The sequence below is a fragment of the Marinobacter sp. L-46 genome (genome assembly GCF_056859535.1).
This window is the reverse complement of the sequence record NZ_JBSXOP010000073.1, coordinates 39,408-62,805: the sequence shown is the minus strand read 5'-3', so window position 1 is coordinate 62,805 and position 23,398 is coordinate 39,408. Positions and strand designations below refer to the sequence as shown.

The following is a 23,398-nucleotide window of genomic DNA, read 5'->3' as shown; positions in this document are numbered from 1 at the left end:
CTGATGGGAACCACTTTCCGCCCGTATTCGCCTGGCCAGGAACTGCTTCTTCCCCCGAGCCTGAACGAGTGGCTGCCTGAGGGGCATCTGGCCTATTTTGTCAGTGATGTCGTCGAGGAGTTGGATTTAAGTGCGTTTTATGCCCGCTACGAAGGCAACGGCCGACGCAACTCGCCCTTCGATCCACGAATGATGCTGAAGGTTCTGATCTACGCCTACGCCACCGGCGTTTTCTCTTCACGCAAGATCGCCCGGAAGCTGGAAGAAGACGTGGCCTTCCGGGTTCTGGCGGCAGGCAACTTCCCCAGGCATCGCACGATCTGTGATTTCCGCAAACACCATTTGGTTGCCTTCAAGGCCGTGTTTATTCAGGTGGTCCGGATTGCCCGGGAAGCGGAGCTGATCACGCTGGGAACACTGGCGATTGATGGCACCAAGGTTCGGGCTAATGCCAGCAAGCACAAGGCCATGAGCTATGGCCGCATGGGCGAGGAAGACGATCGTTTATCGAAAGAGATCGATGCACTTTGTCGTCAGGCGCGTCAGACAGACCAGTCGGAAGACCGACAGTTCGGCCCGGATAACCGGGGTGATGAACTGCCTGAAGAGCTTCAGTACCGGCAGGCGCGGCTGGACAAGATTCGTGCCGCCAAAGAGAAATTGGAAGCAGACCAGAAAGAGCGGGACAAGGCCCGGGGTCGGTCCCCGGACGATGATCGGCGCTCACCTCGCGGGGGCCCGAACTTCAAGCGGGATTATGGGGTTCCGGATGACAAGGATCAGAGCAATTTTACCGATCCGCAAAGCCGGATTATGAAAACGGCGGACGGGTTCCAGCAATGCTACAACGGCCAGTTGGCCGTGGATGGTGAATTCCAGCTGATTGTCGCCAACCACCTGGGCAATAATCCCAGTGACAATGGCTGTCTGATACCACTGCTGGATCAGGCAAAAGACACTCTGGAAACCTATCCGGATCAGTGTCTGGCTGACGCGGGTTACCGTAAAGAAGAAGATCTACAGACCCTGGAAGACAAAAGCATCGACGGCTATGTCTCGCTGCGCCGGGAGGGCAAGAAGAGTTCAGAGATAGACGCGAGCCGTTATCCGGCCAGCGCCCGGATGGCCGGGAAGCTGGCCACGGCAACCGGGCGATCGGTTTACGCTCAGCGCAAGCATCTGGTTGAGGCGGTCAACGGCTGGATCAAGCATGTTCTGGGCTTCCGACAGTTCAGTCTGCGGGGCCTTCACGCCGTGCAGGGTGAATGGGATCTGGTCTGTCTGTCGCTTAATCTCAGGCGGATGAGTTCACTGATGAGGCTGACATAGAGGGTCCGAGGGATCCTTGGGCGTACTGAGTGATCGGACTACGATAACGCATTCGCTGATAACCGTCTTGACTGACTGAATAGAGAGAATCGAGACTCTATTCGGCTGGATATTGTGGATACGTTCTCGGGCCGAACTGTGATTCGACGCGGCGGGGTCACTTGCTCAAAATACTTCTGCCGCGCAGACTCCTAGATGCTCAAGCGGCGGAAGTTACACTCATTCAATGGTCAGAGACTCTTTTATGGGCGCTTGCTGAAGAGGTGATACGTATCCACAGTGACGCCTTGGATGGCGAAAGTGATGAAGATGCTATCGTTTCGTTTGAGAGAATGATTGAGAGGAAGGTTGCCGAGTTGGCTCCGCCGGCCCCGCTTCTGAGGAGACAAGGGTCCAGGATTCGGCCAGTTAAAGATTATTTCATCGAGTGCCTTCAAAAGTCACTGAAGAACCGATGGTAGTGGTGTGTAAATGTGGTCTCTCCTGGGTGCTTCAGAAGAAGGTGCTTTTGGCGATGTGGGGAGTAAACTGGGTAGTATGTCTATTTTTTCTGTATGTCATTAATTTATAAATATCTGATAATTAACGAAAAGCTAAAGATTAATCAATATTCAGGTGCAGAACCTGGAGTAAGGTTCCTCTGGGTAATTAGTTGGCGGCAGCTCTGGCGTTGCTTGGGTGGGCCTTCACTCGCCGCACGTTTTCGGCTTCCTGTGCATAAGCCCGATGCCGAACGTCCCAGATCTCGACGGCGTGTTGTATGTTCAGCCAGAATTCCGGGCTGTTCCCCAGCGCTGCTGCTAATTTGATAGCCATGGGCGCGGTCAGGGCGCCTTTGTCATGCACGATCCGGCTCAGGGTGTTTCTGTGTACGCCCATAGCTTCTGCCAGCTCCCGGATTTCGATGTTCATTGGTTCCAGAAACTCTGTTAGCAGCATCTGGCCGACGGTCACTGGGCGACGCTTTGTCGTTCTCATTACTTTTACCTCCCCTAGCCCTTGTAAGCGTGAGGGTCCAGATACGTATCCCGGGCAATCCCGTCTTCCCAGCGAAATATCAAACGATATTGCTTGTTCACCCGTATGGAGCACCATCCGGTGAGCCTGCCCAGCAGGTGTTCGAACCTGTTCCCAAGCGGAACCCTGAGGTCTGACTCCTGCGTTGCTGCATCAAGAATCTGGAGCTTCCTGTACAGTGCGCTTTCAATAGTCACTGGTATTTTTCTGTGGCCACTATCTTCCTCGTAGAAAGTTTCCAGCCATTCATCCCTGAATTCGATAGCCATAGTTTTCTGAGTGTTTTTTGTGCATTCTATGCACAATGGGTTTGTGCGTCAAACTGAGTCTGCGTGCAGTTTCTGTTGTATGGCCAGCATCACAGCCCATACGCCCCGGGCTGTTGCGATGGAATCACCCCCTGGCGGGTAATGGTTACTCCGCCGGTTTGATAGCCAGCAAATCCGTCCGCAAATGAGTCAGTACCTTCTCGGCGGTATTGCCGATCACCCTGGCGGCCAGGCCGGTTTTGCCGGTGGTGCCGATCACTATCATGTCGGCCTTGATTTTGTTGGCCACGCTGGGGATCACCTTCTGGGCCGGCCCGGATGCGATATGAACCTGCTCCGGCGCCAGGTGCCAGGTGTTACACAGGTGTTCAATGTGGGGCTTCAGTGCCGCCTCCCGTTTGCGGGCGTGGGCAACCGGGTCGATGATGTCCAGGTCTGCCAGGATCACCGAGGTATGCAGGGCGTGCACCAGGTGCAGCTCTGTGCCCAGGGCTTTGGCCAGGTGCCAGGCCTGGTCGATAATCCGGTTGTTCAGGGCTTTTTTGACCGTTTTATCTGAGCTCAGGTCCACCGCAGCCAGGATCGGCCGGGCCTTGTTCCATTTCTGCTCGGCCACCAGCATCACCGGCGCCGGGCATTCCCGCAGCAGGTGCCAGTCTGTCGGGGTGTACAGGAAGGTTTCCGAGCGGTTTCCGGTTTTGACCACGGCGCCGATTTTCTCTTTCTGGCACTGGGCAATGACCCACAGGTGAATCTGCTTTTCCCAGACGGTTCGTGCACTGATCTTCAGGTCATTGCAGTCGGCCAGCGCCAGCATCTGTTCCAGCCATTTCTGGCGAAGGTCCATCAGCGCCTTCTTGGCCCGGTTCTGTACCTCCGGGTCGCCCGGCAGGGCGTCCAGGTAGTCATGCACGAACGCCACCACTTCCACACTGGCACCGGTTGCCCGGGCCAGTTCAACACCGCGGGTCAGTGCGGTCTGGTCTTTGTGTTGGGGGTCCATGATGATCAGCAGTTTGTCCATGTCGGTATCCGTCAGCTAACGTGGAATTTGTTCCAATACTATCAGCAGAAAGTCACCCGGGGTGCGGAGATAAGTCAAACCCCGTATAATTTGCCGCTTTCTGGCCATCCGTAGTGGCCGCAAACGGTTGTTCAGGAGTCATCACGCCATGAGTCAGGCCGGTGAGCAGGGTACCCTGTTTGTGATTTCCGCCCCTTCGGGCGCGGGTAAAACCAGCCTTGTGTCGGAAATGCTCCGCCAGGATTCCCGGCTGGGGGTTTCGGTGTCTCACACAACCCGCCCGATGCGGGAAGGCGAGCAGAACGGGGTGAACTACCACTTCGTCAGCCGGGACGAGTTCGAGGCGATGATTGCCCGGGGTGACTTCCTGGAACATGCAGACGTTTTCGGCAACTACTATGGCACCTCGCAAGTATGGGTGCGGGAAACCCTGGCCACCGGGCAGGACGTCATCCTGGAAATCGACTGGCAGGGCGCTGAACAGGTGCGCCGGCTGATTCCTGAATGTGTGAGCATCTTTATTGTTCCGCCGTCGGCCGAGGTTCTGCGTCAGCGCCTGGTTGGCCGTGGTACGGATGCGCCAGACGTGGTGGAGCGCCGGCTTGCGGAGGCAGAAGAGGAGTGTCGCCACGCGGCAGAGTTCGATTACCTGGTGGTGAACGATGATTTCAGTGTGGCTCTGGCTGATCTCCTGTCGATTGCGCGTAGCCACCGGCTGAAGATGGGCGTGCAGCAAGTTCGCCACGCCAGCCTGCTGTCGGGATTGTCTGGCCGCGGCTGATTGGCGTGCCGGCATGCATAGTGGCTTCCACTGTATACAAATTGAGCCGGTGCCAGTAAACTACGCGGTCTGCTAAATCAGTGATTCTTTTTGTTCGGGGAAGATAATGGCACGAGTTACCGTTGAAGATTGTCTGGAAAACGTAGATAACCGCTTCCAGCTGGTTATGCTGGCCACCAAGCGCGCCCGCCAGATTGCCACCAAGGGTGCTGAGCCGATGGTGCCGGAAGAGAACGACAAGCCCACGGTTATCGCCCTGCGCGAGATTGCCGAAGGCAAAGTGACTCGCGATCTGCTGACCGAAGACGACGAAGACTAAAATGCCCGCTTGCGGTTGTGCGTAGAATTACTGCCAACCGTTAAGAAGCATTGAAATCTGACCGCGCGGTTTTATAGTGTATCTATAGAAATCCGCCGGAAGGACAACAAAAAAGCCCGGATGCATGCATTCGGGCTTTTTTGTCCCCGGTTTTCAGAGAAACATTGGAGGCGCGGTGTCGGTAGAGCCAACGGTTGAACATCTGGCCAGAGAGCTTAGCTCGTATCTGGATACCAATCGCATCAATCAGGTGCGACGGGCCTATTATTACGCCGAACAGGCCCACGAAGGGCAGATGCGCAAAAGCGGCGACCGTTACATCACCCACCCCCTGGCCGTAGCCGGCATCCTTGCCAACCTGAGGCTGGACCATCAGAGCCTGATGGCAGCCATGCTGCACGACGTTATCGAAGACACCGGTATCCCGAAAGACGCCCTGAGCGAACAGTTCGGTGAAGACGTGGCCGAACTGGTTGACGGCGTATCGAAACTGACCCAGATCGAATTCCGCTCCCGGGCCGAAGCCCAGGCCGAGAACTTCCAGAAAATGACCCTGGCCATGGCCAAGGACATTCGGGTGATCCTGGTAAAACTGGCAGACCGCCTGCACAACATGCGCACCCTGGGCCCCATGCCCTACGAAAAACGCCAGCGCATCGCCACCGAAACCCTCGATATCTACGCCCCCATTGCCAACCGCCTGGGTATGCATTCTATTTCTACCGAGCTGGAAGACCTGGGCTTTTCCTCGCTGTATCCGATGCGCTCCAAGTACATCTCGAAAGCGGTGGCCAAGCTGCGGGGCAGCCACAAGGAAATTATCGACGATATCCGGGGTAAACTGCAGGAAAAGCTGGAAGAGCGCGGCCTGCCGGGCCGGATACTGGGCCGGGAAAAACACCTGAACTCCATCTACAACAAGATGAAGTTCAAACAGAAATCTTTCCATGAAATCATGGATGTGTACGCCTTCCGCATCATCACCGACACGGAAGACGACTGTTACCGCATCCTGGGCGCCGTGCACAGCCTGTACAAGCCCCTGCCGGGCCGTTTCAAAGACTACATAGCCATGCCCAAGGCGAACGGCTACCAGTCGCTGCACACGACGTTGTTCGGCATGCATGTGAACATTGAAATCCAGATCCGTACCGAGGAAATGGAGCACATCGCCAACAATGGTATTGCTGCCCACTGGATGTACAAGAACGAGGAATCCGGCGTCACCAACATCAACCAGTGCCGTGTGGACCGCTGGGTGAAAGGGTTGATGGAAATGCGCGAGCGGGCCGACGACTCCATGGAGTTCATCGAACACGTGAAGGTCGACCTGTTCCCGGACGAAATCTACGTGTTTACTCCCAAAGGCCGGATTATGGAGCTGCCCAGCGGGGCAACGCCGGTGGATTTCGCCTACGCCATCCATACCGACATTGGCAACGCCACGGTGGCCTGCCGTGTTAACCGCAACCTGGCGTCCCTGAGCCAGCCCCTGCAAAGCGGCCAGACGGTAGAAGTCATTACGGCACCGGGCGCCCGGCCCAATCCGGCCTGGCTCAGCTTTGTGGTAACCGGCAAGGCCCGCAGCAGCATCCGCCACGTATTGAAAACCCGCAAGCGTGCAGAATCCCTGGAGCTGGGCCGTACCCTGCTCAAGCGTTCCCTGAAAGGCTTTGGCGCCAAGCTTTCGGACATTACCGAAGTCCAGCGCCAGGCCGTGGTCAGCCATAACCAGGTGAACAGTTTTGATGACCTGGTCAGTGACATCGGCCTGGGTAATCGAATGGCTTACCTGGTGGCGCGGCAGCTGGTCAGTGGCGGTGAAGGGCTGGAAACCACCGCCAACCTGGAAAACGCCCCGGCCGAAAAGCAGGGCGCGGTGACTATTCGCGGAACCGAAGGCATGCTGGTGCGCTTTGCCAGTTGCTGCAAACCCATTCCGGGTGACCCGGTGGTGGGTATTATGGATTCCGGCAACGGGATGGTAATCCACTCCGACACCTGCTCCAGCCTGCCGGAAGACGACGAAGGGCGCGCCCGTCTGACCCACCTGAAGTGGGCCAAGGACATCACCGATGAATTCTCGGTAGAGCTGCGGGTAGAACTGGAGCGCCAGCGCGGTGTGATTGCCGAAGTGGCCAACGCCGTAGCCATGGCCGACGGCAATATCGAACGCATCAATGTGGAAGACCAGAATGCCAGGTTCGGCATTGTCAGCTTGGTGGTGCACGTGAATGGTCGCCGGCACCTGGCCCGGGTGATGCGCCGGGTGCGCAATATCCGTGCGGTTACTCACATCAGCCGGGTTCGCCACTGAGTGCGACTTTAGCGTGGTTGACAGTCGCCACGCTGAAGGGAGAGGATTGGCGTTTTGAACGAGAGGAAAACGCAGGTCATGACCAATAAATCTGTTATCCAGACCGAAAACGCCCCGCAGGCGATTGGTACCTACTCCCAGGCAGTCAAAGCCGGAGATACCGTGTATCTGTCTGGCCAGATTCCCCTGGACCCTGAAACCATGGAAGTGGTGCCCGGTGACTTTGCCGCCAAGACCCGTCAGGTCTTCGAAAACCTGAAGGCTGTGTGCGAAGCCTCTGGTGGTGAACTGAAAGACATCGTAAAACTGAACATCTACATGACCGACCTGGCCAACTTCGCCACGGTGAACGAGATCATGGCCACCTACTTCCAGGAGCCGTACCCGGCCCGCGCCGCCGTAGGCGTGGCAGCGCTGCCGAAAGGCGTGCCGGTGGAAATGGAAGCGGTAATGGTGCTCAGCTGAGGTTGTTGATCATCTCCCGGTATCCCGCCTTGTAGTCGGGGTACCGGAACTCGAAACCGCTGGCCAGCAACCGCTGGTTGTTACACCGCTTACTCCCCGCACGTCCGCCCTTACGGGCACCCTCTACCGGATCTTTGCACGGCACCTGCTGCCGAACCCAGTTCACCACCTCATCCAGTCGCACCGGCTCGCAATCGCTGCCGATATACAGGTTTTCCAGCTCCTGGCCCTGCAATGCCTGCTGGCCCAGGTACGCGATGGCCCCGGCGGCATCCTGTTCGTGAATCCGGTTGCTGAACGGTGCCGGTGGTTGCGGGTTCATCCGGCCTTCCAGCACTTCTTCCAGGAACCGCTGGCGGGTAGGGCCGTAGATGCCGCTGAAGCGCACCACGGTAGCCGGGTGAATGCTGTTCAGTGCCGTTTGCTCGCCCTGCAGAATGTGCTGGCCGGTAAACCGGTCCGGCTCGGCGGGGCTGGTTTCATCCACCCAGCTGTCGTCGTCCTGGGCGTACACGCTGGTGCTGCTGATGAAGAACAGGCGGGTCAGCGGGTTGTTGCCGATGGCATCCAGCAGGTTCTGCAGGCCAGCGACATAGGCGTTGTGGTAGCCCTCGCCATCATAGCTTGAAGGTGTCAGGCAGTAGATCACAATGTCCAGGTTGTCCGGCAGCTTGCCTTGCAGGGTTTCCGGCCGGGTGAGGTCTGCGCCGATCCCGGTAATTCCCGCCGGAACCTTGTCCGGATTGCGGCGTAAACCGTACACCTGGCCGGCGCCGGTCAGGGCCAGGGCAATGTCGCCACCAAGCTTGCCGCAGCCGGCCACCAGAATTCGTGCAGATGGGTTGCGATCTGTCATTGCCATAGACAATTTCAATCCTTATGCTTTGGCTGATAAAGTATGTGAAACTTCGACCTGATCGATCCGACCGGAGCTCACCATGACACTCACCGAGTTACGATACGTTGTTACGCTTGCCCGGGAAAGGCATTTTGGCCGCGCGGCCGAGCGTTGTCACGTCAGCCAGCCCACCCTCAGTGTGGCGGTCAAGAAGCTGGAAGACGAACTCGGTATTCCCCTGTTCGAACGCAGCAAAAGCAGCATCCGGGTAACCGAAACCGGGCAGCGCATCATCGAGCAGGCCCAGCGGGTGCTGGACCAGGTGGGCGTGATCAAAGACATGGCCCAGGACGGCAAAAACCAGCTGAACTCACCGCTGAAAGTGGGGGCCATCTACACCATCGGCCCCTACCTGTTCCCCCACCTGCTGCCGGAACTGCGCCGGGCGGCGCCGGAAATGCCGTTGTATATCGAAGAGAACTACACCGCTAACCTGCGCCAGAAGCTTCGCCATTCAGACCTGGACGCTATCATCATCGCCTTGCCGTTCGAAGAGCCGGAAGTGGTCACCATGCCGCTGTACGACGAACCCTTCGTGGTATTGCTGCCGGCGGATCATCCGCTCACTGCAAAAGACGAGATAACCGCAGACGAATTGTCTCGTGAGCAGTTGCTTCTTCTGGGCCCGGGCCACTGCTTCCGGGACCAGGTACTGGAATCCTGCCCGCCGCTGGTGGATGCCATTACCAAGCGGGCAGATGGTGACAAACCGGACCTGGTGACCGAAGGTAGCTCCCTGGAGACCATCCGCCACATGGTGGCATCCGGCCTTGGTATTACCGTGTTGCCGCTGTCTGCGGCCACCGGAATGAAATACCACGAAGATATCCTGACGGTTCGCCCGTTTGCCGCGCCGGTGCCTTTCCGGACCGTGGCTTTGGCCTGGCGGGTGACTTTCCCGCGGCCCAAGGCCATTGATGTGCTGTCGCTGGCGGCCAGCCAGTGCCGGGTGATCGAAAAAGCCAAAACCGAAACGCCGGCGGTTGCCAAAGGCGCCTGAGTGCCACTATGACGTCACTGGAAGACATCTCCGTTACCCAGCTCAAGGGCGTAGGAAACGCCCTGGCGGGAACATTGGCAAAACTCGGCATCCATTCCGTACAGGACCTGCTGTTCCACCTTCCTCACCGCTATGAGGACCGCACCCGGGTAATCCCCATGGGCAGCCTGCGCATTGGCGATGTTGCGGTGGTGGAAGGGGAGGTTATGAAAACCGACCTGGTGATGGGCCGGCGCCGTAGCCTGCAGGTCACCCTGAGGGACAACAGCGGTTTTCTGGTAATGCGGTTTTTCCACTTCAATGCCGCCCAGCGTAACCAGCTGACCGAGGGCTCCCGGGTACGTTGTTTTGGTGAAGTCCGCCCGGGCCGCGCCGGTTACGAGTTTTACCACCCCGAATACCAGGTGAACCCGCCGCCCATGCCGGCGGGTGATGAAGCCACGCTTACCCCGGTGTATCCGCTCACTGAAGGCATACAGCAGCCCCGGGTGCGCGGGCTGTGCCAGCAGGCGCTGCAGTACCTGGACCGTTACCCCATCAAAGACTGGTTGCCACCGGAACTGCTGGCGGACTACCAGCTGCCGGGCATTACCGAAGCCGTAAAACTGGTCCACAAGCCCCCGGCCGGTGCCCCGGTACCCCAGTTGGTGGAAGGCCGGCACCCGGCTCAGCAGCGGCTGGTGATGGAAGAGTTGCTGGCGCACCAGCTCAGCCTGCTGCAGGTGCGGGAACAGATACAGGCCCGGCAGGCCTTGCCCCTGCTGCCTACCGGTGATCTGACCGAACGTTTTCTGGAAGAATTACCCTTCAGCCTGACCGGCGCCCAGCGCCAGGTGATGAAGGAAATCCGGCAGGACCTGAGCCAGCCATTGCCCATGTTGCGGCTGGTGCAGGGGGATGTCGGTTCCGGTAAAACCGTGGTGGCGGCCCTGGCCGCACTGCAGGCCATCGGAGCCGGTGCCCAGGTGGCCCTGATGGCGCCCACGGAAATCCTTGCCGAACAGCACTACAATAATTTCCGGGGCTGGCTGGAGCCCCTGGGCATCCGGTTGGCGTGGTTGTCTGGCAAGGTCAAAGGCAAGGCCCGGCAGGAGGCCCTGGAGGCGGTTGCCAGCGGCGAAGCCCGAGTAGCTATCGGCACCCACGCCCTGTTTCAGGATGACGTAAAGTTCAACCGGCTGGCCTTGGTGATTGTGGATGAGCAGCATCGTTTCGGGGTTCACCAGCGCCTCGCCCTGCGGGAAAAAGGCGTAGGCGGCTCGCTGGCCCCGCACCAGCTGATCATGACCGCCACACCCATTCCCCGCACCCTGGCCATGAGCGCCTATGCTGACCTGGATACGTCGGTGATCGACGAGCTGCCCCCCGGTCGTAAACCCATAGAGACCATCGTGCTGCCCGACAGCCGGCGTGACGATATTATAGAACGGGTACGAAGTGCCTGCCGGGAGGGGCGCCAGGCCTACTGGGTGTGTACACTGATTGAAGAATCCGAAGCCCTGCAGTGCCAAGCAGCCGAAGTGACGGCCCAGGAACTTTCCGAGCGCTTGTCGGATCTTAAAGTGGGCTTGGTGCATGGTCGCCTGAAAGCCCAGGAAAAAGCCGAAGTGATGGAACGCTTCAAGAACGGCGAGCTGGACTTGCTGGTGGCCACAACCGTAATCGAGGTGGGGGTGGATGTGCCCAACGCATCGCTGATAATCATCGAGAACCCCGAACGGCTGGGCCTGGCCCAGCTACACCAGTTGCGTGGCCGGGTAGGCCGGGGCGACCAGGCCAGCTTTTGCGTACTCATGTACCACCCGCCGCTGTCGAATAATGGTAAAGCCCGCCTGCAGGCCCTGCGGGACAGCCAGGACGGTTTCTTTATTGCCGAGAAAGACCTGGAAATCCGTGGCCCCGGCGAAGTGCTGGGCACCCGCCAGACCGGGCTGATGCAGTTCCGCCTGGCTGATTTCGAGCGGGACAAGGGCTGGATAGAGCCAGTCAAGGAAATGGCGCCGGCGCTGGTGAAACAGCCCGGCGTGGCCGAAGCCCTGGTGCGCCGCTGGCTCGGCGAAAACACCCGGTACGGAGAGGTCTGACCATGCAGTTCCTGGCCTCCAGCAAATTCACCAGTCTGCGCATTCTGCAGCGCCTTGAAGATACCCTGGAGCTGCCGCCCTTGCCGGAAACCACCCAGCGCATCATGCGCCTTCGGTCAGACCCGAAAGCCGTCATGGGAGACCTGGTCGACATCGTGGAGAGCGACCCGGGCCTGGCCGCCCAGGTGGTGAGCTGGGCATCGTCTTCCTTTTACGCCTCCGCCGGGCAGGTGCGCTCGGTGCACGATGCCATCTCCCGGGTACTGGGCTTCGATACCGTGATGAACCTGGCCATGGGCCTTGCCCTTGGCCGTACCCTCAAAGCGCCGCTGGATCAGCCCGAAGGCTACCGGGACTACTGGCAGCAAGCCACCTGGCAAGCCCAGTCTGCCGGAATCCTCGCCGGGATGATGCCGAGAACAAAGCGGCCCCTGTTCGGGCTGGCCTACCTGGCCGGTTTGCTGCACAACTTTGGCGACCTGGTGCTGGTGCAGGTGTTCCCGCCCTACCACGAGCAACTGATGCGCTGGCAGGGAGATAACCCGGCCGGTGACCGAGCGGCCCAGGAGCAGAAGCTGATGGGGTTCAGCCGGGAACAGATCGCCGCCCGCCTGTTGGAGAACTGGGGCATGCCCGATGAAGTGACCCTGGCGGTGCGGCACCAGGCGGATGCTGACTACAGCGGCCCTCATCATTACCTGGCCCGTATTGTCTGGCTGGGCCGGCAGTTGCTAACCGCCCGGGGAGTGGTGCCGGGCCGGGCAGAGCCGGTGCCCCAGTCTGTTTTTGAAGAACTGGGTCTGAGCCGGCAAAGGGTAGAGCAGCAGTTTGATGCGCTGGTTCATAACCGGGACGGCATCATGGCCATGGCCGGAATGATGCCGCTGGCCCGGTAACTACGGTTCAGTCGAACCGGTAATGGCGAATGGCGGTAGCCGCCTTGCGCACATCCTCGGCGTGCTGCCGTTCTACCGCGAAGCGTTCCTTGTCCATCTTCTGAACCAGCTTGGCATCCGTGGCCTTTCGGGCGCGGTGGGTGGGCATGTGCTGGATCTTGTCGTGCACTTCCTGAAACACCTGGTAGGGCGCCTGGTCCAGCAGTTCCGGGGCCACGTAATCCAGCAGGCCCTTCAGGCGCAGGCAGGCTTCAGAATGTTCCACCTGTCCTTCTTCCACCGCGAGGGCAATAATGCGGATGCTTTCGATCATCTCGTCGCGCCGCTTGGCCTGGAACTCTTCCGCCTTCTTCTGGCGCATCCGGTTTTCGTTCAGCACCCTGGATTGCCGCCAGATGTAGAACAGCAAAATCCCGATCACCACCAGCCCGACAACAATAAACGACAGTTGCAGTCCTCTGGGCATTGTTGAACCTCGTATCAATGAATGGCGAGGCCTGCCCGGTGGGTCAGGCCTGTTTGCTTTGGGCGCCAGTTTGCCAGACTTTCACTTCCACTGCCTGCCCGTTCAGTACCGATGTGCCAGAAACCGGGTCGGTTTCGGTGTCGTCCAGGATATCGTTGATGCTGGCACCGGCGTGGGCGCTGGCAATGGACTGCCCTGTGCCGGGCCGGCTATGGCCCCAGCCGTGGGGAATCGACACCACTCCGGGCATGATATCTTCCGATACCTCCAGCGGCAGCACCACGGCCCTGCCGTCTTTCTGTACTTGTACCTGCGCGCCGTCTTCGAGTTTGCGGTTTTGGGCATCTTCCGGGTGCATGATCACCGTACAGCGGCTTTTGCCTTTCACCAGCCGCTGGCTGTTGTGCATCCAGGAGTTGTTGCTGCGTACATGGCGACGGCCGATAAGCTGCAGGCTGGCGCTGGCTTCAGGCTGGTCCAGCAGGGCCTGAAGGCGCCCCACATCCGCCAGGTAGCGGCGCGGCGCCAGGTTGATCTTGCCATCCCGGGTAAACAGCCGCTGGGGCAGGGTGGGCTGCAGCGGGCCAAGGTCCACCCCGCTGAGGGATTTCTTCAGGGCGGACAGTGACAGCCCCTTGGGCATGTGCTGCCACTGCGGGTTCAGCGGGCTGAGCCGTGCCAGACCTTTGAGGGGGTGGCGTTCCGGCAGGATGCCGAGCACCTTGTCCAGCACCGGCTTGATCACACCGCCCACCCGGCCCGGGTTGGCGCCGTAGGGGCCGGTGCGCAGCAGCACATCCAGGATCGGGTCTGGCCCCAGCTTCTTGAACGCCTGCCAGCCCAGTTCCGCCTGCAATGGCAACTTCCCGCCCTTGCGCTGCCGCTCAAGGCGGTGGGCCAGTTCCAGGTTGATCTGCCAGTCGTGGCGGCTGTCCGGTGCCGGTTCGAACAGGGCTTCGCTGTACTTGGCCTGGTTGCGAACCGCCATCATGCTGAAAATCAGGTCGTAATGGCTGCGCTCCAGCGCCGCTGTGGGCGGCAGAATCACATCGGCATGGCGGGTGGTTTCATTCAGGTAGTAATCCACCGACACCATGAAATCCAGCCCGGCCAGGGCTTCATCCAGGCGCTGACCATTGGGGTTCGACAGCACCGGATTGCCGGCCACGGTTACAAAGGCGCGAATTTGTCCCTCGCCCGGGGTCAGGATTTCATCGGCCATGGTGCTGGACGGGTATTCACCGCCAAATTCCGGCAACTTGCGCACCCGGCTGTAACGGTTGCCGAAGTGGCCGCCCTGGCCCACCAGAGCGCCCAGCGCTACCAGGTCCACCGCAGGTTGGGTAAACATCACCCCGCCCGGGGCATCCAGCTTGCCGGTCAGGATATTCAGGCAGTAAGCCAGCCAGGTGGTGGTGCCACCAAAGGCCTGGGTGCTGGTCCCCATTCGGGTGTGCAGGGCTGCCCTTGGCGTGGTGGCAAGCTGCCGTGCCAGGCCGCGAATGGTGTCGGCGCTGATGCCGGTATGGCTTGCGACGGCTTCCGGCGTAAAGCTCAGGGCAGCCAGCCGCAGCAGGTCCTGGTCTTTCACCAGGCCGGTAGCTGCGCCGGTACTGACCAGGTTCTCCGCAAACAGCGTGTGCACCATGGCCATCAGCAGCAGGGCATCGGTGCCCGGGCGGATAAAATGGAAATCATCGGCAATGCGGGCGGTTTCCGTGCGGCGCGGGTCGATAACCACCAGCTTGCCACCACGTTTCTTGAGCTCCTTCACCCGGCCCCGGAAATCCGGCACCGTCATCAGGCTGCCGTTGGAGGCCATGGGGTTGCCACCGATACAGATAAACAGGTCGGTGCGGTCGATATCCGGAATGGGGAACAGCACCTGGTGCCCGAACATCTCCAGGCTGGCCAGCATATGGGGCAGCTGGTCGTTCGAGGTGGCTGAAAAGCGGTTCTGGCTGCCTATGGCCCGCAGCAGCGGCGTAGTGGTCATGGCGGCGCCGTGGTTGTGCACATTGGGGTTGCCCAGATACACCCCGATACTGTTCCGGCCATGGGCCTTGCGCACCTCATGCAGCCGCCGGGCGACCAGGTCGAAGGCCTCGTCCCAGCTCATTTCTTCCCAGCCAGTGGCGGTTTTGCGAACCGGCCGGCGCAGCCGTTCCGGGTCTTCATGCAGGTCCTGCAGTGCCACCGCCTTCGGGCAGATATGTCCCCGGCTGAGCGGGTCGTTTTCGTCGCCTTTGATAGCGGCAACCTTGCCGTTCTGAACCTCGATAGCCACGCCGCACATGGCTTCGCAAAGGTGGCAGGTGCGGTAGTGGGTGCCGTTGTGCATAAGGAATCTCCGGAACTCTTGTTTTTAGGTTTCAAATTGAAACCAGATTATCAGGAAAAGAACCGCAATGGGAAAAGGGTTTTTGTAAATGTGACCCGATAAGCCCGACAAAAAAGGCCAGCCCGAAGGCTGGCCTGAGGAGGGTCCGTATTACCTGGTTAACTTACTGAGCGGTTTGCTGCTCGTATTGGGCCGGCAGGTCTTTTACCGGGTTGGAGATGAAGTTCAGGTAGGTACCGCCGACCGGGATTTCTAGGGGCAGGCGTATTGTTGCAGTTCCGGCGCTTTCGATGCCAAGGGCATCTGCAGTCACCAAGAGTTCGTCATTATCTCCGACTCGATTAGTATTGCGCTGCTCGATCTGCATGCGACCATCATCGAAAAATGTTATGTCACCCTCGAGCTTTAAGGTGAAGGGTCTTCCATAAAGGTCATGGGTACCACCTAGTGGTATTTCCATGTCCGGAGCATCAATGAGCAGCTCAGCGCTTGTTACGAAAATAGGCTGCCCCTGATCGCCTTCAGTGATAACCCCAGGTATAAGCGAGTTGCGACTGCAGTCACTTGTACAAGTGGGGTCATCCTTAGCGTAGCGCATTCTTAATACTTGGGTGTTTGTGATGGACTCCTCTTGGAGTAGCAGCCCCAAGACCTCTAATTGTGTGAATACACTTATAGAGCTTGTGGTCAGAAGCGTGGGATAGAGGTTGACTCTGATTCCTTCAATTTCATCGCCACTATCTGGGGCCTCTGGAGTTGGGTCATAAGTTCCCGGTCCTACTACCTCTGTGTTCAGAGCGTAAGTCTGATAAATGAACTTATTCCGAGGACAGTCCGGGTGTGGTTCACCTCTGTCCAATATGGCGGAACCTGTTGTCCCGGCTTCACATCCGACTCTAGCGGCAGGGTCAGTAAGAGGAACACCTGTACTGCCGGTATCGAACAACCGAGCGGTCGCTTTTCTGCCAATAACCGACAATTTTGTGGAGTTTGCTGAAGCATCCCAACCCTCTTCGTCACTTCCGTCGGAGTGTGCCTTACCAAATGGTTCGAGGCAGCTTTCGTCATTATTATCTTCACAATCAATCAGGAAGTTCGAGTTGGTATCACGGACCGGGAAGTTTCTGAGCGGAGTGAAAACTGTTTCCAGCTTCTCTGTACCTTCAAAGTAAATGGTTAGGTTGTCTGCACCGTTGGCGCCTTCACCATCATCCAGTCCTTCCAGAATGTCAGTTTTCAGTGCGATGCCATTAGTGCCACATACGGAAGTCGGAGTCTCCAGCGCACATGTGCTCGCATCATCATCCTCTACCGATTTCATGGTGTAGCGATAAAACTCGCCCGGTTGCCATGGCGTATTCGGGAAGAATCGAATCTGCTGGTTGTTGAATTCGAGGCGACCTTCAACAATTTCTCCGCTACCGATTTCGGATTCGTTCGGTTGTCCGGATTCGTTCACCGTAATTTTCTCTACGATAAAGGTGCCGTCTTTTCCGAGTCGAATAGATTCCGGATTCATGGACTGGGAGAACACCACAGTAATCGGGCGATCCTCGGGCATTGTGCTGACGGGTAAGAGGTCGACCTCAAGCGGGGCATCACCTTTGTTGTGCCCGGGCTCTTTGATCGAATAGCACTCACCAAGCGCACCCTCCAAAAGATTCATGCGTTCAAAATTGGTCTCACAGGGGAACCCTGGGTAGGTTGTCAGGGCCAGCGGAGGCCGCTGCACCACAGTGCTGTTATCATCGTCGATCGGGTCAAGCTTGAAGTTGAGCGGTGATACTGCAGCAACATTGCCCGCCAGATCAGTGATGCCGTTTACATCTACCCTGTACTCAACCCCGTGCTCAAGGCCACCTTCCGGGTTGATCACCAGAGCCGTGCCGTCTAGTTTAATATTCAGGTTCTCTACAGGTGTGTTGTCAGCACTGAGCGTTACTCCGTTCTCAATTGAAGCCGGATCCAGCGGCTCATCAAAGAACAGAATCATCGGGTCACCCGGCCGCTGCATGGATTGACGAGTAGCCGGAATGGCATCTTCCGCGCCCGGCATCCAGCTCACCAGTTGTGGCGGCGTGGTGTCCAGGTCACGCAGCCAGTCATCTTCTGCATCCAGTGCCGAGTTTACGTCGGTAGCAGCTTTTAGCTGGAAGGCGATGGTGGAGTCGGTAAACTCCTGGCCCAGCAGGTTGGGTTCAACCATGCCGATGGCGTCGATGGTCAGTACGCCGTCCTGAACCAGGGCGATCCCACGAAGTTCCACGCCCATCAGATCCTGGGACAGCGCAGCGTTCGGCTGTGCTTCCTCGGTGTTCATGGATACATCCATAAACAGGGTGATGTGTCGCGGAGCGTTCAGGTCATCGGTGTAGGGGTTGGGGCTCATGTAGCCGGACGCATCCGACAGCATGGTTACCTTGATGGTTCCGGTTTGTTGTTTGTCGCCTGTAGCAGCGTCCAGAACCTGAACCTTGCCGCCTACTTTAACGTTCAGGCTGGTGCTTTCCAGCACGCTGCCTTTCGGAATCCGCAGTGGCAGCGCTTCATTCGCTTCAAAGCTTGGTGAGTAAGCCAGTTCAGCAAACAGCGAGCCGGTTTGCTGGGAGGAGTCGGTTACGCCCTGCAGAACAGAGTTCAGAACAACCCCGTTTACCGCTTCGTCATTCAGAACGGACGTAATAGCGCCACCGTTGGAGTCCACAGCTTGCTGTTCCAGCATCACCGTCGGGCCTGTGTCCCGCGGTGTGTAGCTGTATTCAGCGGAGAAGCGGTTGTCTTCTGCGCTGTTGGTTAGGCTGGCCAGGTTGCTGAGCTTCAGGGTGTAGGTTTCACCGGCCGCCAGAATGTCTTCCTTACTGCCGCAACGGTCTGCCACGCAGGGGTCGACGGTGATGCGGTTACCTTTTACCAGTACGGTGGCAGGCACGGCTTCGCCATTCTGGTCCAGCAGTTCGATTCTACCGCCCAGCTGCTCCCACTCCGGATGGACCGGTTGGGTCATGGCCAGCCGGAACGTGGAGAAGTTCATGGCCTGGAAAGCGCTGCCGTTAGCCGGCACCTGCCAGGCTACACCGAACTGGTCGGAAGTGGTGCCCAGGCTTGCAACGCCACTGAATTCGGCACGGGTATTGAACTGTATGCCATCTTCGCCAACGGCATTGGGTGTGCTGATAGTCCGGCCGCCTTCTGCGGCGAGGGGTTCACTGAAGCTGACATTGAAGTCGCTGCCGCTTGCCAGGGCAGTTGCGGGTTCCAGCTTAAGGCTTTTGCCACCATCAATGATCTTAACGGTGAAGGCTACGGCAGCGCCGTCAGACTCTACCTTGATCTTTTCTGCCAGGGTGGCTTCATCATCCACCACGGCATGGGAGAAGCGCAGAACGATATCCGCTTTCGGGCTGACATCGTTCTGGCCGTCCATCGGGAAGGAATACACCATCGCGCCCGGCGTGGTTTTTTCTTTCATGGTCTGGGTATCACTGTCGCCGCCACAGGCTGCCAGCAGCATGGCGGGAATCAGTGCCAGGGTCTTGAATTGTTTCATGGCCTGCTTCTCCTCAGAACTTCAGGGTGATGGAGCCGCTGATTACGTGCACGTCGCCGTCTGCGGTTACGTCGGTTTCGTTACCGTCGTAATCCACCAGGGTGAAATCGCGCTCCTGCAGTTGCTGGTACTGGTAGCCCAGGTCCAGGCGCACCGGGTAAGCCAGCAGGCGGGTACGGTCGTAGGTGGCGCTCACGCCCAGTCCCACCACAATCTTGTCGGTATCCAGGTAGTTGAGGTCCGGGTTACGGGTGGTTTTCAGAGGAGATTCTTCATAGGCCAGGCCGCCGCGCAGGGCGAAGTGCTCACTGAGCTGGTATTCCGCACCGATGCGTGGGATCAGGATGTCATCGAACTCGATCTTCGGGCCATTCACGCCGTTCTGCATGCGAATGGTATCGCTATCAAATGCATCGCCGAGCTCGGACCAGTTCTGCTGCTCCACGCTACCACCTACGCGCCATCCGTCACCGGCGTACTGCATACCGGCGACATAGGTTTCCGGCTGGAAGGAGTCGATGGTGGAAACTGCCAGGCTAAGGCCCGGGTCCGGAATGGTCTGGGTAACGATGATGTTGGAGTCTACCGTGGTGGAAGCGGAAGACTTGGTGCGGTAAGCAAAGGCCGCTTCCCAGCCGTTCAGGAAACAGTCGCTGTCCGGGCAGAAGGTGCTACCGAAATCTACGGTGGTGCCCAGAATCGTCTTCATGGCGGGCTCTGCGTTCACCGCCAGGCGTTCGCGGCTGGTTTCGCCGCCCAGTGTGGATACCGCATCCAGCTGCGCCGTCGCATCCAGGGTCACCCGGACAGACAGGCCAGCAGAAATGCCGCGCCACAGCGGCGTAGCGCCACCCACGTTCAGGAACAGCGGCTCTTTACCATATTGCAGGAACTGGCCGTTCTCGGAAGTTTGCGAGTTGAACGCCAGCATTTCCTTACCGTACTTCTCCACACCGGCAATAAAGCCCAGATAAATGGGGTGCTTGAAGCGAGTGAGGGAACCCAGGTTAGTTTTCATGCCGATCAGCACGTGCTGGCTGGGGGAGTTAGCCAGTACATCGCCGTTGGCATTGGGGTTGGCTGAACGCAGCTCCTGCTCGGCGTGCAGTATGCCGGTAGTCAGCTCACCCCGGGTGTCCTTGGTGAGAGACGCGGGGTTGTAGTAGGTGACGGATACCTGGTCGTTGAACATGGACAGCGACTGGGCGGTTGCCACATCTATGGGCATTACGCCGTAAGTGGTGCCCAGGTTGCCCATGCTCGCCGAGGCGTTCATGGTAAGGCTGGCGGAAACTGCTGCAACTGCTAGGGACACTGCCCGTACGGAAAATCGGGGAGAGGGGGCCATTGATACACTCCGTTCGCTCGTTATTGTTGTATTCAAACCTGACACCCTGCGCCATCGCGGACCTCGGGTTTGGCTACATTGGTTCAGTGGCAAGTGTATTGGGCTTGTCCGATGAGGACTTTGGCATTTTTGACACAGGTCAGTGTCGGTAAAACCACGTAGTGCTAGCCCGTGACTTCAAGTTAGCGCTAAGTCATTGAAATAACGGGTGTCAGGTGTGATTTTTTGTAGCGTAATGTTTCTTGGGCGAGGTAAAAAGAAAAGGATAAATTGTGTTGTTTGATAAATGTGACGGGGTGTTATGTAGCGTAATAGGCGGGTAAAAACCTGTGCCGGGGTGCTATGTAAAGTTTCCCGACACAGGCTTTTGGTTACTTCTGCAGTTTGCGCCGTGAGGCGATCAGGCCGGCAAGGCCCAGGCCGAAGAGGGCCAGGGTGCCGGGTTCGGGGACGGGGATGGTTCTTGCGAGGTAATTCCACTCCTCGAAGCCAGAGCCCACCCGGTCGTACTCTGTGTAGAATGCAAAGTAATCATCGGCATCGCCCTGCAGCAGGCTGTCGAGAATGAACAAATTGAGGTCTCCCTTCCCGCTACCGCACTGCCCCGGATTGTCGCAGATACTGGCCTGCAGGATAACAGTAACGTCTCCGTTCAGAGCATTATCCAGGTTCCAGACCGGGGCATAGCCCGCCAGGAAGTTGTCCGACGCGCTGCCATCGAACTGGGTGCCGGTGTAGCCGCCATTGTTTTCTGGAATTCGAAGGTCGTCACCACCGAGGAAAATCTGGATTTCGGTCAGGTCAATCTGGTTTTTCCTTCCGCCTTCTTCATTGGCGTCCATGGAAAACTGGTAGTAGGACAGCCCCCCGATGTCGACGGTGCCCAGATCGCCAAACAAGACGGAGTGGGTCCAGATGCCGGATTTAGTGTCAAAATTTATACCATTGCCTGGCGAATAGTCGGTATTGTAGCCGCTTTGGGTGTCGCTATTGCCTTGGGCCTGAACCCGAACAAAGGGCTTGAAAACCCCGGTTCCGGTGGAAGGCTCTGTCGGGTTCGCAGCAGCTTCGAAGATGGTGCCGTCGGCGGTAGTGCCAGACGATTGGCCGCAAGGCTCGGATGCCGTGCAGAGAATCTCGATGGTAGCAGCATGGGCGCCGGCCATGCCAAGCGAGCCGGCCGCAGCCATACCGGCAAGCAATAGTGTTTTGGTTATCGTTGAACGGTTCACGTGACACTCCTTCGTTGCGGTTCGCAACCTTGTCCTTTCTCGCTAGAAAGGTAGCAGTATGTGTGCCAGCTTCGTAGTTGTTTGTATTCAGGAGTGTTTTCGGAAGTTCTGAAAGTGATGTGTAAAGTTTTTTGACGGTGTGGTTGTGGCGGCTTCGGAAGGCAGCGGGAGAATAGAAAGAAATGGTGGGCCCAGCTGGACTCGAACCAGCGACCAAGGGATTATGATGCCTTTGAATTTAGCTTCTGCCTGCTTGCTTGGTGGCCTACGGTGGAGCTGCCTTGCTGCAGGGTTAACAGGCTTTAAGCCCTTTTTAACCTTGCGACTCGCGTGTCAGGGGCAGTGCATCTGGCTGCCAACCATCTGGCAGGGCCGGCCGCTCTGATGAATATGTGTTGGTCCCGCACCTCGATTATAACGGCCACCCATGTTGTCCCAGTATCCGCTGGCGTCACAGTGAGTTGATAACGCCGGAGGTCATCCATTCTTCTGGAATTCCTGCTTGCATGCCGAGCTGCTGTGGCTTTAATCTTTCCGCTAACACGACCCCTGCCTCTTGGCTCCGATAGGAGGTTGCGCGGGGGATTTTTGTAATTTGTGGTAAGCCACACTTGAGTAATGCACCACTCGTGTCTATTATTTGTTGCAACACGGCCCCAATCGGTGGATCCGCTTTGCGGTGAAGCTGCTGCGGGGTTTTTTATTGCCTGCTTTTCGGGAAACACTCCCAACCTCTCCATTCATTCGACACGCCAAAGGCGCCCCAGCCAACCCCAATCGATTGGTTTTCTGGAAATTCTGTCAGTAATTCCGAGAGCCGTTGCCACCAGCTGGAACTTGGGTTGATGGAGCTCAACAGCGTCCGGCAGATACACAGCAACAGAAAAGGTCGGGCAAGGATATGTTCATTGCCGCGCGCCCAGGCATTGTCAAAGTCCGGCACAACGCCCTTGGGAGGTTTTTGTGGCTGGTCTACAACGTTACGGTTCCATAAGCGGCTGTGATGGGCGCATACGTTGCGCAAATAGTTCAGACTTCGTAGCCAAGAGGCGAGAGTCCGGCCATTCTGAATCCCATATTTGTCCGCGATGGTGTCCTGGTCTTCCGGGCGCATGCCATCATAGAGCTCTGACAATGTGTTGAAATCCCATACCTCGCAGGCAATCCAGATAGGCAGAGGGTGGCCATACTTGTTTTTATTGTGCTTGATGAAGTCTTCCTTGGAGCGGGCGATTTGCATGGCCTGCTTCTTCATCCAATCCACGTGTCTGGGTAACCCTGTTTTAGTGTCTGCCTCCTTGGCGAATCCCTCGAACAGAATGCCTGGATTCAGATAGGCGAATGGGTCATGCCCACCCAGGGTGTGGGATATATCGACCCGCAATGCCACTTCGATACGCTCGAGCGCATCCAGGGCAAGGAGCCGAAGCTTTTTGTCGAATACGTACAGGCGTACGGCCGCCTCGAAAGATGCGCCCGGCTTGAAGCTGTCCAGAACGGTGCTGGTTTCCTTTGTTTTCTTCCCTCGGGGGATGCCCTTACCGATGGGGCAAAACAACCCTGAGCGTTCACGAAACGGATGCCAGTAGCCGCTCAATCTGTAGTAGCCAATACGCTCCAGATATTCCAGTGCCTTCGGCTCATCGGTAACCGCAAGTCCCCGGCTCTTTAGTTTCTCAAGCTGCTCGCGGTAGCTAAGCCACGGTTTTTCGTACACTGTGCGGTCATCCTTTTCCAGTTAGTTCAGGGCGTTGGCCACCACGGCTTCGGCCAGCTGGCAGCGGGTTTCGCTGACCAGATTCAGGCGTTCCTTGAGCTGGTCGCAGAGGGCCTCCAGCTCATCGACTCACGTAACTGGCTCTGGATGTCCCAGCCGGCTTGCGTGAGTGCCGGGTTGATGAACTTGGTGCAGATATCCCGTTCTGTGAGCTCTTTCTTGTCCATGCGCTCTCGCCGTTACGTCCGGTTTGCAACTGTCTTGATTTGCGTGGTTTTGTGTCGCTCAGGGTAGCCCAAATTGGCGTTGGTCAGAAGGGGAGTAAGGCAGAAACAACAAAGCCCGCTC

The 23,398-nt window shown here is 58.0% G+C and carries 18 protein-coding genes and 1 pseudogene; 8 read left to right on the top strand and 11 right to left on the bottom strand.

The window, feature by feature from the left end:
- The first annotated feature begins 3 nt into the window (after window positions 1–3).
- Window positions 4–1,329 (top strand): IS1182 family transposase, encoded by a 1,326-nt coding sequence (locus tag AC13DJ_RS12070; RefSeq protein ID WP_482933941.1) that lies wholly within the window; start codon window positions 4–6, stop codon window positions 1,327–1,329.
- A 648-nt stretch (window positions 1,330–1,977) separates the two neighbouring features.
- Here the strand turns inward: AC13DJ_RS12070 and AC13DJ_RS12065 are convergent.
- The 3 genes from AC13DJ_RS12065 to AC13DJ_RS12055 all read right to left on the bottom strand — a co-directional run bounded on the left by AC13DJ_RS12065 (window position 1,978) and on the right by AC13DJ_RS12055 (window position 3,639).
- Window positions 1,978–2,307 carry a HigA family addiction module antitoxin gene (locus AC13DJ_RS12065; protein WP_482933909.1) on the bottom strand — a complete coding sequence of 110 codons (330 nt, stop codon included), beginning with the start codon at window positions 2,305–2,307 and terminating at the stop codon, window positions 1,978–1,980.
- Window positions 2,308–2,321: 14 nt separating this feature from the next.
- Window positions 2,322–2,615 (bottom strand): type II toxin-antitoxin system RelE/ParE family toxin, encoded by a 294-nt coding sequence (locus AC13DJ_RS12060; RefSeq protein WP_482933910.1) that lies wholly within the window; start codon window positions 2,613–2,615, stop codon window positions 2,322–2,324.
- A gap of 145 nt (window positions 2,616–2,760) precedes the next feature.
- Window positions 2,761–3,639, bottom strand: a complete 879-nt coding sequence (locus tag AC13DJ_RS12055; protein ID WP_482933911.1) for a universal stress protein — start codon at window positions 3,637–3,639, stop codon at window positions 2,761–2,763.
- 148 nt (window positions 3,640–3,787) lie between these two features.
- Here AC13DJ_RS12055 and gmk point away from each other — a divergent pair, with 148 nt between their 5' ends.
- The 4 genes from gmk (at window position 3,788) to AC13DJ_RS12035 (ending at window position 7,521) form a co-directional block, all read left to right on the top strand.
- Entirely contained in the window at window positions 3,788–4,420 is a 633-nt protein-coding gene (gmk, locus tag AC13DJ_RS12050; RefSeq protein WP_482933912.1) for a guanylate kinase, read from the top strand.
- A 106-nt stretch (window positions 4,421–4,526) separates the two neighbouring features.
- A complete protein-coding gene (gene rpoZ, locus AC13DJ_RS12045; RefSeq protein WP_022988808.1) occupies window positions 4,527–4,739 on the top strand; it encodes a DNA-directed RNA polymerase subunit omega in 213 nt (70 codons plus the stop codon).
- 175 nt (window positions 4,740–4,914) lie between these two features.
- Window positions 4,915–7,056 (top strand): RelA/SpoT family protein, encoded by a 2,142-nt coding sequence (locus tag AC13DJ_RS12040; protein WP_482933913.1) that lies wholly within the window; start codon window positions 4,915–4,917, stop codon window positions 7,054–7,056.
- A gap of 78 nt (window positions 7,057–7,134) precedes the next feature.
- On the top strand, window positions 7,135–7,521 hold the full coding sequence (locus AC13DJ_RS12035; RefSeq protein WP_022988806.1) for a RidA family protein: 387 nt from the start codon (window positions 7,135–7,137) through the stop codon (window positions 7,519–7,521).
- On the opposite strand, the gene AC13DJ_RS12030 is transcribed toward AC13DJ_RS12035, so the two are convergent.
- Window positions 7,514–8,383 (bottom strand): NAD-dependent epimerase/dehydratase family protein, encoded by an 870-nt coding sequence (locus tag AC13DJ_RS12030; protein ID WP_288371217.1) that lies wholly within the window; start codon window positions 8,381–8,383, stop codon window positions 7,514–7,516. The genes AC13DJ_RS12035 and AC13DJ_RS12030 overlap by 8 nt on opposite strands.
- A 76-nt stretch (window positions 8,384–8,459) precedes the next feature.
- Here AC13DJ_RS12030 and AC13DJ_RS12025 point away from each other — a divergent pair, with 76 nt between their 5' ends.
- From AC13DJ_RS12025 to AC13DJ_RS12015, 3 genes and pseudogenes are all read left to right on the top strand, one after another.
- On the top strand, window positions 8,460–9,419 hold the full coding sequence (locus AC13DJ_RS12025; protein ID WP_474539858.1) for a hydrogen peroxide-inducible genes activator: 960 nt from the start codon (window positions 8,460–8,462) through the stop codon (window positions 9,417–9,419).
- A gap of 8 nt (window positions 9,420–9,427) precedes the next feature.
- Window positions 9,428–11,503: an ATP-dependent DNA helicase RecG gene (gene recG / locus AC13DJ_RS12020; protein ID WP_482933914.1), complete on the top strand. Its 2,076-nt coding sequence runs from the start codon at window positions 9,428–9,430 to the stop codon at window positions 11,501–11,503.
- A 14-nt stretch (window positions 11,504–11,517) separates the two neighbouring features.
- A pseudogene (locus tag AC13DJ_RS12015) lies at window positions 11,518–12,399 on the top strand (HDOD domain-containing protein); the annotation flags it as partial.
- A 7-nt stretch (window positions 12,400–12,406) separates the two neighbouring features.
- Here AC13DJ_RS12015 and AC13DJ_RS12010 read toward each other — a convergent pair.
- The 7 genes from AC13DJ_RS12010 to AC13DJ_RS11980 form a co-directional block, all read right to left on the bottom strand.
- Window positions 12,407–12,865, bottom strand: coding sequence for a DUF2489 domain-containing protein (locus AC13DJ_RS12010; protein WP_482933915.1), 459 nt, complete (start codon window positions 12,863–12,865; stop codon window positions 12,407–12,409).
- Window positions 12,866–12,908: 43 nt separating this feature from the next.
- Window positions 12,909–15,206 (bottom strand): molybdopterin-dependent oxidoreductase, encoded by a 2,298-nt coding sequence (locus tag AC13DJ_RS12005; RefSeq protein ID WP_482933916.1) that lies wholly within the window; start codon window positions 15,204–15,206, stop codon window positions 12,909–12,911.
- Window positions 15,207–15,369: 163 nt separating this feature from the next.
- A complete protein-coding gene (locus AC13DJ_RS12000) occupies window positions 15,370–18,753 on the bottom strand; it encodes an Ig-like domain-containing domain (RefSeq protein WP_482933917.1) in 3,384 nt (1,127 codons plus the stop codon).
- Between the two features lie 13 nt (window positions 18,754–18,766).
- Window positions 18,767–20,101, bottom strand: a complete 1,335-nt coding sequence (gene aupA, locus AC13DJ_RS11995) for an alkane uptake protein AupA (protein ID WP_482933918.1) — start codon at window positions 20,099–20,101, stop codon at window positions 18,767–18,769.
- A 371-nt stretch (window positions 20,102–20,472) separates the two neighbouring features.
- Complete coding sequence (locus tag AC13DJ_RS11990; protein WP_482933919.1) at window positions 20,473–21,333, bottom strand: PEP-CTERM sorting domain-containing protein; 861 nt, start codon at window positions 21,331–21,333, stop codon at window positions 20,473–20,475.
- 700 nt (window positions 21,334–22,033) lie between these two features.
- Window positions 22,034–23,050: an Abi family protein gene (locus tag AC13DJ_RS11985; protein ID WP_482933920.1), complete on the bottom strand. Its 1,017-nt coding sequence runs from the start codon at window positions 23,048–23,050 to the stop codon at window positions 22,034–22,036.
- An 83-nt stretch (window positions 23,051–23,133) separates the two neighbouring features.
- Window positions 23,134–23,277, bottom strand: coding sequence for a hypothetical protein (locus AC13DJ_RS11980; RefSeq protein WP_482933943.1), 144 nt, complete (start codon window positions 23,275–23,277; stop codon window positions 23,134–23,136).
- Window positions 23,278–23,398 lie beyond the last annotated feature (121 nt).